This is a genomic window from Pantoea sp. WEP, assembly GCF_041678305.1.
In the GTDB taxonomy this organism is placed as follows: domain Bacteria; phylum Pseudomonadota; class Gammaproteobacteria; order Enterobacterales; family Enterobacteriaceae; genus Pantoea; species Pantoea dispersa.
This window is the reverse complement of record NZ_JBGNXB010000001.1, coordinates 3,284,644-3,297,513: the sequence shown is the minus strand read 5'-3', so window position 1 is coordinate 3,297,513 and position 12,870 is coordinate 3,284,644. Positions and strand designations below refer to the sequence as shown.

Annotated in this window: 8 protein-coding genes; 5 read left to right on the top strand and 3 right to left on the bottom strand. The window is 56.3% G+C overall.

Going from position 1 to position 12,870, the window contains the following annotated elements; genetic code table 11:
• Positions 1-61: 61 nt before the first annotated feature.
• The 3 genes from aceE to lpdA all read left to right on the top strand — a co-directional run bounded on the left by aceE (position 62) and on the right by lpdA (position 6,234).
• On the top strand, positions 62-2,728 hold the full coding sequence (gene aceE / locus ABVR31_RS15475) for a pyruvate dehydrogenase (acetyl-transferring), homodimeric type (RefSeq protein WP_021507538.1): 2,667 nt from the start codon (positions 62-64) through the stop codon (positions 2,726-2,728).
• A 14-nt stretch (positions 2,729-2,742) separates the two neighbouring features.
• The gene (gene aceF, locus ABVR31_RS15470) at positions 2,743-4,635 is read left to right on the top strand and encodes a pyruvate dehydrogenase complex dihydrolipoyllysine-residue acetyltransferase (protein WP_372773370.1); all 1,893 of its coding nucleotides are present in this window, start codon (positions 2,743-2,745) and stop codon (positions 4,633-4,635) included.
• 174 nt (positions 4,636-4,809) lie between these two features.
• Entirely contained in the window at positions 4,810-6,234 is a 1,425-nt protein-coding gene (gene lpdA, locus ABVR31_RS15465) for a dihydrolipoyl dehydrogenase (RefSeq protein WP_372774062.1), read from the top strand.
• Between the two features lie 149 nt (positions 6,235-6,383).
• Here the strand turns inward: lpdA and ABVR31_RS15460 are convergent, their stop codons facing one another.
• Complete coding sequence (locus ABVR31_RS15460) at positions 6,384-6,530, bottom strand: Hok/Gef family protein (RefSeq protein ID WP_152999350.1); 147 nt, start codon at positions 6,528-6,530, stop codon at positions 6,384-6,386.
• 763 nt (positions 6,531-7,293) lie between these two features.
• Here ABVR31_RS15460 and acnB point away from each other — a divergent pair.
• On the top strand, positions 7,294-9,891 hold the full coding sequence (acnB, locus tag ABVR31_RS15455) for a bifunctional aconitate hydratase 2/2-methylisocitrate dehydratase (protein ID WP_141496256.1): 2,598 nt from the start codon (positions 7,294-7,296) through the stop codon (positions 9,889-9,891).
• A gap of 168 nt (positions 9,892-10,059) precedes the next feature.
• Positions 10,060-10,422: a protein YacL gene (gene yacL, locus ABVR31_RS15450; RefSeq protein WP_031279698.1), complete on the top strand. Its 363-nt coding sequence runs from the start codon at positions 10,060-10,062 to the stop codon at positions 10,420-10,422.
• A gap of 39 nt (positions 10,423-10,461) precedes the next feature.
• Here yacL and ABVR31_RS15445 read toward each other — a convergent pair whose 3' ends face one another.
• A complete protein-coding gene (locus ABVR31_RS15445; protein WP_021507533.1) occupies positions 10,462-11,781 on the bottom strand; it encodes an MFS transporter in 1,320 nt (439 codons plus the stop codon).
• A 41-nt stretch (positions 11,782-11,822) separates the two neighbouring features.
• Positions 11,823-12,776 carry a phosphoglycerate dehydrogenase gene (locus ABVR31_RS15440; RefSeq protein WP_058770607.1) on the bottom strand — a complete coding sequence of 318 codons (954 nt, stop codon included), beginning with the start codon at positions 12,774-12,776 and terminating at the stop codon, positions 11,823-11,825.
• Between the last annotated feature and the right edge of the window lie 94 nt (positions 12,777-12,870).

Below are 12,870 nucleotides of genomic sequence, written 5' to 3'. Positions count from 1 at the left end.
AGCACAAGCAGACAGGCTCCTGATAATTCAACGTATTAGACACAGATAAGGAATACACCCCATGTCAGAACGTTTACAGAATGACGTGGATCCGATCGAAACTCGTGACTGGCTACAGGCGATCGAATCGGTCATCCGTGAAGAAGGTGTTGAGCGCGCGCAGTATCTGATTGATCAGGTATTGAGTGCTGCACGCAAAGGCGGTGTGAAAGTGGCAGCGGGCGGCAATGCCGTCAGCAACTACATCAACTCCATTGCGGTCGAAGATGAGCCGGAATATCCGGGTAACACCTCTCTTGAACGTCGTATCCGTTCCGCAATCCGCTGGAACGCCATTATGTCGGTTCTGCGTGCGTCGAAGAAAGATCTGGAGCTGGGTGGTCACCTGTCGTCTTTCCAGTCTTCTGCCACCATTTATGAAGTGTGCTTCAACCACTTCTTCCGCGCGCGTAGCGAGCAGGATGGCGGCGATCTGGTCTATTTCCAGGGCCACATTTCTCCGGGCATCTACTCCCGTGCGTTCCTTGAAGGACGCCTGACTGAAGAGCAGATGAACAACTTCCGTCAGGAAGTCCACGGCAACGGTCTCTCTTCCTATCCGCATCCGAAACTGATGCCGGACTTCTGGCAGTTCCCGACCGTGTCGATGGGTCTCGGCCCACTGAACGCCATCTATCAGGCGAAGTTCCTGAAATATCTGGAACACCGCGGCCTGAAAGATACCTCTAAGCAGACCGTTTACGCCTTCCTTGGCGATGGCGAGATGGACGAACCAGAATCCAAAGGGGCGATCACCATCGCTACCCGTGAGAAGCTGGATAACCTGGTGTTCATCATCAACTGTAACCTGCAGCGTCTCGACGGTCCGGTCACCGGTAACGGTAAGATCATCAACGAGCTGGAAGGCATCTTTGCCGGTGCTGGCTGGAACGTGATCAAAGTGATCTGGGGCGGACGCTGGGACGAGCTGCTGAAGAAAGACACCAGCGGCAAGCTGATTCAGCTGATGAACGAAACCGTTGACGGCGACTATCAGACCTTCAAATCACGTGACGGTGCGTACGTGCGCGAGCACTTCTTCGGTAAATACCCGGAGACCGCAGCGCTGGTGAAAGACTGGTCAGACGAAGAGATCTTCGCCCTGAACCGTGGTGGTCACGATCCGAAGAAAATCTACGCGGCACTGAAGAAAGCGCAGGAGACCAAAGGTCAGCCAACGCTGATTCTGGCGCATACCATCAAAGGCTATGGTATGGGTGACACCGCGGAAGGTAAGAACATCGCGCACCAGGTTAAGAAGATGAACATGGATGGCGTTCGCTACATCCGCGATCGCTTCAACGTGCCAGTGGCTGACGACAAGATCGAACAGCTGCCGTATGTGACCTTCGAAAAAGGCTCAGAAGAGTACAACTACCTGCACGGCCAGCGCGAGAAGCTGGGTGGCTATCTGCCAACCCGTCAGGCTGAGTTCAGCGAAAAGCTGGAAATGCCGGCGCTGGAAGAGTTCAGTGCGCTGCTGGAAGAGCAGAGCAAAGAGATCTCTACCACCATCGCCTTCGTGCGTGCGCTGAACGTGATGCTGAAGAACAAGTCGATCAAAGATCGTCTGGTGCCGATCCTCGCGGACGAAGCGCGTACCTTTGGTATGGAAGGTCTGTTCCGTCAGATTGGTATCTACAGCCCGAACGGCCAGCAGTATACGCCGCAGGACCGTGAGCAGGTTGCTTACTATAAAGAAGACGAGAAAGGCCAGATTCTGCAGGAAGGGATCAACGAGCTGGGCGCAGGGTCTTCCTGGCTGGCGGCGGCGACCTCTTACAGCACCAACAACCTGCCGATGATTCCGTTCTACATCTACTATTCGATGTTTGGTTTCCAGCGCATCGGCGATCTGATGTGGCTGGCAGGCGACCAGCAGGCGCGCGGCTTCCTGGTGGGCGGCACGTCCGGTCGTACCACGCTGAACGGCGAAGGTCTGCAGCACGAAGATGGTCACAGCCACATTCAGTCGCTGACTATCCCGAACTGTATCTCTTACGATCCGTCTTACGCGTACGAAGTGGCAGTCATCATGCATGACGGTCTGGTACGTATGTACGGCGAAGCGCAGGAAAATATTTACTACTACATCACCACGCTGAACGAAAACTACCACATGCCTGCGATGCCGCAGGGTGCGGAAGAGGGTATCCGTAAGGGTATCTACAAGCTGGAGACGGTAGAAGGCAGTAAAGGCAAAGTGCAGCTGCTGGGCTCAGGTTCTATCCTGCGTCACGTGCGCGAAGCGGCACAGATCCTGGCGAAGGATTACGGCATCGGTTCTGACGTCTACAGCGTGACCTCGTTCACCGAGCTGGCACGCGACGGTCAGGATTGTGAGCGCTGGAACATGCTGCACCCAACGGAAACGCCACGCGTACCGTACATCGCTCAGGTGATGAACGACGCGCCGGCGGTGGCATCGACCGACTACATGAAGCTGTTCGCAGAGCAGGTTCGCAGCTACGTGCCAGCCAGCGATTATCGCGTGCTGGGTACCGATGGTTTCGGCCGTTCAGACAGCCGCGAAAACCTGCGTCACCACTTCGAAGTGGATGCGTCATACGTAGTGGTTGCAGCCCTGGGTGAACTGGCTAAACGCGGCGAAATCGAGAAGAAAGTGGTGGCGGATGCGATCGCGAAATTCAACATCGATGCCGATAAAGTTAACCCGCGTCTGGCTTAAGAGGTAAGAGAGTAATGGCTATCGAAATTAACGTACCGGATATCGGGTCAGACGAAGTTGAAGTCACCGAGATTCTGGTCAAGGTGGGCGACAAGGTTGAAGCCGAACAGTCGCTGATCACCGTGGAAGGCGATAAAGCCTCGATGGAAGTGCCTTCGCCGCAGGCCGGCGTGGTCAAAGAGATCAAAATCGCGACCGGTGACAAAGTGAATACCGGTTCACTGATCATGATTTTCGACGCCGAAGGTGCAGCTGCTGCGGCACCGGCCGCCGAAGAGAAACCAGCGGAAGCGGCACCTGCTGCGGCCGCCGCCAGCGAAGCGAAAGACGTTAACGTCCCGGATATCGGCGGCGATGAAGTCGAAGTCACCGAAATTCTGGTTAAAGTGGGCGACAAAGTGGCGGCTGAGCAATCGCTGATCACCGTCGAAGGCGACAAAGCCTCCATGGAAGTGCCTGCACCGTTTGCCGGTGTGGTGAAAGAGATCAAAATCGCCACGGGCGACAAGGTGAACACCGGTTCACTGATCATGATCTTTGAAGCCGAAGGCGCAGCGCCAGCAGCGGCTGCCAAACCTGCCGTGAAAGAAGCGGCGGCCTCCGCGCCAGCCGCGGCTGCGGGTGCCAAAGACGTTAACGTCCCGGATATCGGCGGCGACGAAGTGGAAGTCACCGAAGTGCTGGTCAAAGTAGGCGATAAAGTTGAGGCTGAGCAGTCACTGATCGTGGTGGAAGGCGATAAAGCGTCAATGGAAGTTCCGGCGCCGTTTGCCGGTACGGTTAAAGCGCTGAAAGTGGCTACCGGCGATAAAGTCAGCACCGGTTCGCTTATCATGGTGTTCGAAGTAGAAGGCGCTGCGCCGGCTGCTGCGGCACCGGCAGCGAAACAGGAAGCCGCACCCGCTGCAGAAGCCAAACCGGCAGCTGCACCTGCGCCAGCAGCGGCGAAAGCCGATGCGAAGAGCGAATTTGCTGAAAACGACGCTTACGTGCACGCTACGCCGGTGATTCGTCGCCTGGCGCGCGAGTTCGGTGTTAACCTGGCGAAAGTCAAAGGCACCGGCCGTAAAGGTCGCATCCTCAAAGAGGACGTGCAGGCTTACGTGAAAGACGCGGTGAAACGCGCTGAAGCGGCACCGGCTGCGGCCGCAGCCGGCGGTATTCCGGGCATGCTGCCATGGCCGAAAGTGGACTTCAGCAAGTTCGGTGAAATCGAAGAAGTGGAACTGGGTCGTATCCAGAAAATCTCGGGTGCTAACCTGAGCCGTAACTGGGTAATGATTCCGCATGTGACCCACTTCGACAAAACCGATATCACCGATCTGGAAGCGTTCCGTAAGCAGCAGAATGCGGAAGCCGAGAAGCGCAAGCTGGATGTGAAGTTCACCCCGGTGGTGTTCATCATGAAAGCGGTCGCGGCGGCACTGGAGCAGATGCCACGTTTCAACAGCTCGCTGTCGGAAGATGGTCAGAAGCTGACGCTGAAAAAGTACATCAACATCGGTGTGGCGGTCGATACGCCAAACGGTCTGGTGGTTCCGGTGTTCAAAGACGTGAACAAGAAAGGCATCACTGAGCTGTCGCGTGAGCTGATGGCGACGTCGAAGAAAGCGCGTGATGGCAAACTGACCGCCAGCGATATGCAGGGCGGCTGCTTCACCATCTCCAGCCTTGGCGGCCTCGGCACCACGCACTTCGCGCCAATTGTTAACGCGCCGGAAGTGGCTATCCTCGGGGTGTCTAAGTCGGCGATGGAGCCGGTGTGGAACGGCAAAGAGTTCGCTCCGCGCCTGATGATGCCGATTTCGCTGTCGTTCGACCACCGCGTCATCGACGGTGCGGATGGTGCGCGCTTCATCACCATCATTAACAATATGCTGTCTGATATTCGCCGTCTGGTGATGTGACGTTAATCAAGGCCGGCAAATGCCGGCCTTGTTGTAAGCATTCGGAGTTGCCGCGGTTGGCAGTTTGTTAACAATTCTGTAAACTCTCGCGGTGAAATGTCCCGGTGGAGATAGGGCATCAAGAGCCTGGGAAAGGGTCGCTTTTGACCGCCGGCAATCTAACAAGAGGTCATGATGAGTACAGAGATTAAAACTCAAGTCGTGGTACTTGGGGCAGGTCCTGCAGGTTACTCTGCAGCCTTCCGTTGCGCTGATTTAGGTCTGGAAACCGTACTGGTAGAGCGCTACAGCACCCTCGGCGGTGTCTGTCTGAACGTCGGCTGTATCCCGTCAAAAGCGCTGCTGCACGTGGCGAAAGTCATCGAAGAAGCTAAAGCTCTGGAAGAGCACGGTATCGTGTTTGGCCAGCCGCAGACTGACATCAACAAAATCCGTACCTGGAAAGAGAAAGTCATCACTCAGCTGACCGGTGGTCTGGCTGGCATGGCAAAAAGCCGCAAAGTGAAAGTGGTCAACGGTCTGGGTAAATTCACCGGTGCCAACACGCTGGTAGTGGAAGGAGAGGGCGGCGCAACCACCATCAACTTCGATAACGCCATCATCGCTGCAGGCTCGCGTCCAATCGAACTGCCCTTCATTCCACATAACGATCCGCGCGTGTGGGACTCTACCGATGCGCTGGAGCTGAAAGAAGTTCCGAAGCGTCTGCTGGTTATGGGCGGTGGCATCATCGGTCTGGAGATGGGTACCGTCTACCATGCGCTGGGTTCAGAGATCGACGTGGTCGAGATGTTTGACCAGGTGATCCCGGCCGCCGATAAAGATGTAGTGAAAGTGTTCACCAAGCGTATCAGTAAGAAATTCAACCTGATGCTGGAAACCAAAGTCACCGCGGTAGAAGCGAAAGACGACGGTATCTACGTATCAATGGAAGGTAAAAAAGCGCCGGCTGAACCACAGCGCTACGACGCAGTGCTGGTGGCGATTGGCCGTGTACCGAACGGTAAAGGTCTGGATGCTGGCAAAGCAGGCGTGGAAGTGGACGATCGCGGCTTTATCCGCGTCGACAAACAGATGCGCACCAACGTGCCCCACATCTATGCTATCGGTGACATCGTCGGTCAGCCAATGCTGGCGCACAAAGGCGTGCACGAAGGTCACGTGGCGGCAGAAGTGATTTCCGGTCTGAAGCACTACTTCGACCCGAAAGTGATCCCTTCTATCGCTTACACCGAGCCAGAAGTGGCCTGGGTGGGTCTGACCGAGAAAGAAGCCAAAGAGAAAGGCATCAGCTACGAAGTGTCCACCTTCCCGTGGGCGGCATCGGGCCGTGCTATCGCGTCTGACTGCGCAGACGGTATGACCAAACTGATCTTCGACAAAGAGACGCACCGTGTTATTGGTGGCGCGATTGTCGGTACCAACGGCGGCGAGCTGCTGGGTGAAATCGGTCTGGCTATCGAGATGGGTTGTGATGCCGAAGATATCGCGCTGACCATCCACGCGCACCCAACCCTGCACGAATCGGTTGGCCTGGCGGCGGAAGTGTTTGAAGGTAGCATTACTGACCTGCCAAATCCAAAAGCGAAAAAGAAATAAGTTCGCCTGAGGCTTAGGTTAATTAACGGCTCCTGTAAGGAGCCGTTTTTTTATTAATTGAAAACGTAATTTGAATAGATAAAAGCGGGCGCAGGAGCATCACCTTAAACGATGCCGGAATAGCGGAGGAAACCCTCCGCTATTGAAGTTTACTGTTGTGCTTCGTAAGCCATGACAGCCGATAATTCAGCCGTGAATATCCGCAATCGTAATTCACACAGTGAACTGCGATTTGCCAGGCATAAACCTAACAGGATGAGCCCGCTGATAATCAGCGTGCTGAATTTCACCTTCATAATCACTTACTCCTTGCATTAGCACGAGCAAGCCATTACCCTGACACTGTCTGGGTGTAGGGTAGTGGCTCACCCGTGCGGTTAATGAAAATTAATCGCACGGTTCACCTTCCACCATCCACCTCAATTTCTTTTGCAGATCTTAAGGCAGATAGCCTCAAGCGCCCGCAGGCAGTCTACGCTATTTATTTATCATTTCCTCTTTTATTTTTTATCTCTTTTTTAAATCCCAGTTATTTTTTAAGGGTTTATTTTAATTGAATGACTAAGTTTAAAGATTCATTTAAACCGGCACTGCGTTGATAATTAATTAGATGTGCGCAAGGCATTGCGTTCAATATTTATCAGGTGATGTGGTATTAATTTTTCCTCAGGAAAACGTATGGGAAGCTGAACAGTAGCCGTTTAGTGCAAGCGCATTAGCACATAACCAAAAGTGAATGAACCGGCCTGAAAGGGGATTGCAGGTTATGGATTCGCTGTGTGAAGGCCGGAGGCGACAAATTACGCGCTACAACCTGGCTCCGCTGGCTATCGGCACAGGCGCGAACAGGCACTATTAGAGCCGTTCTGGCTTCTCTCCTGGCGCAAAGCGCAGTCAAATCTGCTAAATAACGCGCGGATGTTGCTTTTTTGTAAACGGATTAACAATCAGCCGAAATCCTGCTATGCTGGCCGACGCAGAACCGGGCACCTCACCCTACTGTTTGACAGCATCAACAGGTGCACCGGAAAGCTATACAATGAGAGCGAGGAGAACGTCGTGCTAGAAGAATACCGTAAGCACGTTGCCGAGCGTGCTGCCCAGGGAATCGTACCTAAGCCGTTAGATGCTTCCCAGATGGCCGCGCTGGTTGAACTGCTGAAAAACCCGCCAGCGGGTGAAGAAGAATTCCTGACTGACCTGCTGGTCAACCGTGTCCCGCCGGGTGTTGATGAAGCGGCGTATGTAAAAGCCGGATTCCTGGCAGCTATCGCAAAGGGCGAAGCCCACTCTCCTCTGGTCACTCGTGAAAAAGCAGTCGAACTGCTGGGCACCATGCAGGGCGGCTACAACATCCATGCGCTGATCGAGGCGCTTGACGATGAGGCTCTGGCACCGATTGCCGCTGAAGCACTGTCCCACACGCTGCTGATGTTCGATAACTTCTACGACGTCGAAGAGAAAGCCAAAGCGGGTAATCCCCACGCGAAGAAAATCCTCCAGTCCTGGGCTGATGCAGAATGGTTCCTTAAGCGTCCTAAGCTGGCAGAAAAAATCACCACCACCGTGTTCAAAGTGACCGGCGAAACCAACACCGACGACCTCTCTCCGGCGCCGGATGCATGGTCACGTCCGGATATTCCACTGCACGCGCTGGCAATGCTGAAAAACCCACGTGACGGTATCGAACCCGACGATGCTGGCAACGTTGGCCCGATCAAACAGATTGAAGCTCTGCAGCAGAAAGGCTTCCCGCTGACCTACGTCGGTGACGTGGTTGGTACCGGTTCTTCACGTAAGTCCGCGACCAACTCAGTGCTGTGGTTCATGGGTGACGACATTCCGTATGTGCCGAACAAAAAAGGCGGCGGTCTGTGCCTCGGCGGTAAAATCGCGCCGATCTTCTTCAACACCATGGAAGATGCCGGCGCGCTGCCGATCGAACTCGACGTTGAGCGCCTGAACATGGGCGATGTGATTGACGTTTACCCTTACAAGGGTGAAGTACGCAATCACGAGACCAATGAACTGCTGGCGACCTTTGCGCTGAAAACCGACGTGCTGCTGGATGAAGTGCGCGCCGGTGGCCGTATTCCGCTGATTATCGGTCGCGGCCTGACCACCAAAGCGCGTGAGTCGCTGGGTCTGCCGCACAGCGATGTGTTCACCAAAGCCAAAGATGTGGCTGAAAGCAACCGTGGTTACTCGCTGGCGCAGAAAATGGTGGGCCGCGCCTGTGGCGTGGCAGGGATTCGTCCTGGCGCCTACTGTGAACCAAAAATGACTTCGGTCGGCTCTCAGGACACCACCGGTCCGATGACCCGTGATGAACTGAAAGATCTGGCGTGTCTGGGCTTCTCCTCCGATCTGGTGATGCAGTCCTTCTGTCACACCGCCGCTTATCCGAAGCCGGTCGATGTCACCACACACCACACGCTGCCGGACTTCATCATGAACCGTGGCGGTGTCTCGCTGCGTCCGGGCGATGGCGTGATTCACAGCTGGCTGAACCGTATGCTGCTGCCGGATACCGTCGGCACCGGCGGTGACTCACACACCCGCTTCCCGATTGGCATCTCGTTCCCGGCCGGTTCTGGTCTGGTGGCGTTTGCCGCCGCGACGGGCGTTATGCCTCTGGATATGCCGGAGTCAGTGCTGGTGCGCTTCAAAGGCGAAATGCAGCCGGGCATCACGCTGCGCGATCTGGTGCACGCGATTCCGCTGTACGCCATCAAGCAGGGCCTGCTGACCGTTGAGAAGAAAGGCAAGAAAAACATCTTCTCCGGTCGCGTGCTGGAAATCGAAGGTCTGCCGAAGCTGAAAGTTGAGCAGGCGTTTGAGCTGACCGATGCCTCGGCCGAGCGTTCTGCGGCGGGTTGTACCATCAAGCTGGATAAAGAGCCGATCATCGAGTATCTGAACTCCAACATCGTACTGCTGAAGTGGATGATCTCAGAAGGCTACGGCGACCGTCGTACGCTGGAGCGCCGTATCCAGGGCATGGAAAAATGGCTGGCCGATCCGCAACTGCTGGAAGCCGATGCCGATGCGGAATACGCAGCGGTGATCGAAATCGATCTGGCGGAAATCAAAGAGCCCATCCTGTGTGCGCCGAACGATCCGGACGACGCGCGCTGGCTGTCTGACGTGCAGGGCGAGAAGATCGACGAAGTGTTCATCGGTTCGTGCATGACCAACATCGGTCACTTCCGTGCGGCAGGTAAACTGCTGGACGCGCACAAAGGCCAGCTGCCGACCCGCCTGTGGGTAGCGCCGCCAACCAAGATGGATGCCGCGCAGCTAACGGAAGAGGGCTACTACAGCGTCTTTGGTAAGAGCGGTGCGCGTATCGAGATCCCGGGCTGTTCACTGTGCATGGGTAACCAGGCGCGCGTGAAAGACGGCGCGACGGTGGTTTCCACCTCGACCCGTAACTTCCCGAACCGTCTGGGTACCGGTGCCAATGTGTTCCTGGCATCAGCCGAGCTGGCCGCGGTCGCTTCCCTGCTGGGTAAACTGCCTACGCCGGACGAGTATCAGCAGTTTATGGTGCAGGTGGATAAAACCGCTGCCGACACCTACCGCTACCTGAACTTTGATCAGCTGGGCCAGTACACCGAAAAAGCGGACGGAGTGATTTTCCAGACCGCAGTGTAAAATACGCCTGCCAGTGAAAAAGGGACGAGCGCATCGTCCCTTTTTTTATGCGCTTTTTTCCCTCGCCGTCTCCAGGCATAATGCGAGCGCGATCCCACTTTCTTGCGCGCGCTGCGCACAAAATGCACGAAAGCGTGCCGTCTGGCGCGCCACAGGTATGAGGCCAACATGGAATATGAATTTCTGCGTGACGTGACCGGTCAGGTCCGGGTACGCATGTCGATGGACCACGAAGCGGTGGGGCACTGGTTCAATGAAGAGGTGAAAGAGAACTTTGCGCTGCTGGATGAAGTCGAAGCCGCGGTGCGTGCAGTCAAAGGCACGCAGCAGCAGTGGCAGCGCGTCGGGCACGAATATACGCTGTGGCTGGATGAGGAAGAGGTGATGATCCGCGCCAATCAGCTGGCGTTAGAGGATGACGGCCTGGAAGAGGGCATGACTTATTACGATGAGGAGAGCCTGTCGTTCTGCGGCGTGGAGGATTTTCTTGCGGTGATTGCTGCTTATCGCCGGTTTATGGCCGGCCGCTAACGGGCGCCCGCAGCCGGGGCGCCACTGCCGTTGCGCAGGTTACACGCCGTTAATGGCGGAACGGGCGTGGGATAAAGGTTCCTCATCCACAATCGGTTCGACCTTGCCGAGCAGGAACAGGTAGTTAAGGATTCCGATCACTACCAGCACCGCCGAGAACACCAGCGCCCAGGTAAAGTGGCCAGTGGCACCGACGATAGCGCCGGTAATGATTGGCCCGACCGCGCCGCCCATATTGGATACGGTATTCTGCAGCCCGGCAACAATTGACACGCTGTTGGTGGGCGCAACATCGCCTGGCAGCGCCCACACCTGAGAGGCCGCGACGGTGGTGCCGGACTTAGCAATACACAGCAGCAGTACCGTCATGAACACGGAATCGGTAAATGGCGCAAACCCGATGCACAGCGCCATCAGCAGGCCAATCGTCAGGAACAGCTTGCGCGTGGCGGTCAGCGACAGCACTTTTTTGTGCACCATACGGTCCGACGCCCAGCCCGCCAGCACCTCAATCACCATGCCGCAGATCAGCGGCAGCGCCGCCACCATGCCCATTTTCAGGAAATCCATCCCTTTGTCTTTCACCAGGTAAGTTGGCAGCCAGGTGATAAAGAAGTAGGAGGTGTAATTGATGGTGAAGAAGCCAATACACATTGCCCAGATGTTGCGGTAGCGCAGCAGCTTGTACCACTTCATCGGTCGCACGTTCTTATCGCCGTGCTTCTGCGCCTGGCCATCGCGGATCAGGCGCACTTCATCGGCGCTGATCGCTTTGTGGTCTTCCGGGTTCTCGGCATAAATGAAGTACCAGGCGATGACCCAAATCAGCCCGACGGCACCAATCGCCAGAAAGGTCAGACGCCAGTCGAACAGCGCGATCATAAAGACGATCAGCGGCATGGCGACGGCCCCGCCAAATTTTGATGCGCTGTCGAACAGGCCGGAGACGGTGGCGCGCTCGCGATCCGGGAACCAGCGCGCGGTAATACCGGCGTTGCTGGGATAAGCCGCTGCTTCACCCACGCCGAGCGCCAGACGCAGCGCCAGCAGTGATTTAAAGCCGGTGGCGAGCCCCATCGCCATGGTGGCAATCGACCACCAGCCGACAGCGATGCCGAGGCCTTTTTTCTGGCCGAAGCGGTCGGCAAACCAGCCTGCCGGGATCTGCAACAGCGCGTAGGACCAGAAAAATGCCGCCATGATAAAGCCCATCATCTCCGGATTGATGTCGAGCTCGGTGATCAGGTGCGGTGCGGCAGCAGAGAGTACGGTACGATCAATATAGTTAATGGCAATGGCCAGCCACATCAGGCCGGCGATCCACCATCTGATGCGTGTTGAGCGTGCGGTGTTGGTCATAATCATTATCCACGCGAAAAGGGTGACAGAGGAGGGCGGCGTCAGGCCAGCCCGTTCATGACATTCATCGGGCGTTCGCCCTGTTTTATACACTGCACAATCTGCGTCACGCAGCGTTCGCCGATGGCGCTGATGGCACCGTCGGTATAACCGGCAAGGTGCGCCGTGGGGATAAAGTTGCTCAGGGTGAACAGCGGATGCTGCGCCAGCGGCTCCTGCACAAAGACATCCGCCGCCGCACCGGCAATCACGTTATCCTGCAACGCCTGGTAGAGATCCTGCTCATTCACCACGCCACCGCGTGACGCGTTGATGAGAAACGCGCTCTTCTTCATGCGTTTCAGGCGCGCAGCGTCGAACAGGTTTTGCGTCTGGTCGGTGAGCGGCATATGTAAGGTGATAAAGTCGCTGTGCTCCGTCAGCTGATCGAGGCTGACAAACGTCACACCGTGTTCGGCGGCGAAGGCGTCATCGGGGTAAAAATCGAAGGCGAGAATGCGCATGTTGAAGCCTTTAGCGCGCAGTGCCACCTGCTTACCGATATTGCCCAGGCCGATGATGCCGAGCGTTTTGCCGTAGACGTCGGTGGCAAAAATGCGTGGCCAGTGGCCGGCGCGGGTCTCTATTGCGGCGGTGGTGATCTGGCGCGCGCTATTGAGAATCAGCGCAAAGGCGAAATCGGCAACCGCGTGTTTGTTCGCGTCCGGCACGTTTGTCACGTAAATACCGCGCGCACGGGTTGCGTCGAGGTCGATGTTATCGACGCCCACGCCGTGCTTGCAGACAATTTTCAGCTGCGGTGCCAGCGACAGCAGCGCATCGTTGACCTCGGTAAAGGCCACGATCAGGGCGACGGTGTCGGCGAGATGCGGCGCCAGCGCGCTGAGCGGTGCGTCGGCGGGCAGCGTAATCAGCTCAAAGCCCTGCTGGCGCAGTGTGTCGATCGGCGCGGCGTCGTAGCGGGCGAACGAAGGTGAAGTACAGATGACTTTCATAGCAAATGCGTCCCGGTGTTAATAACAGCAGCCATCGCTGCCTGAATCCGCCCCGCCTCCGTCAGATTAACCCTAACCCTGATGGCGGCAGGGG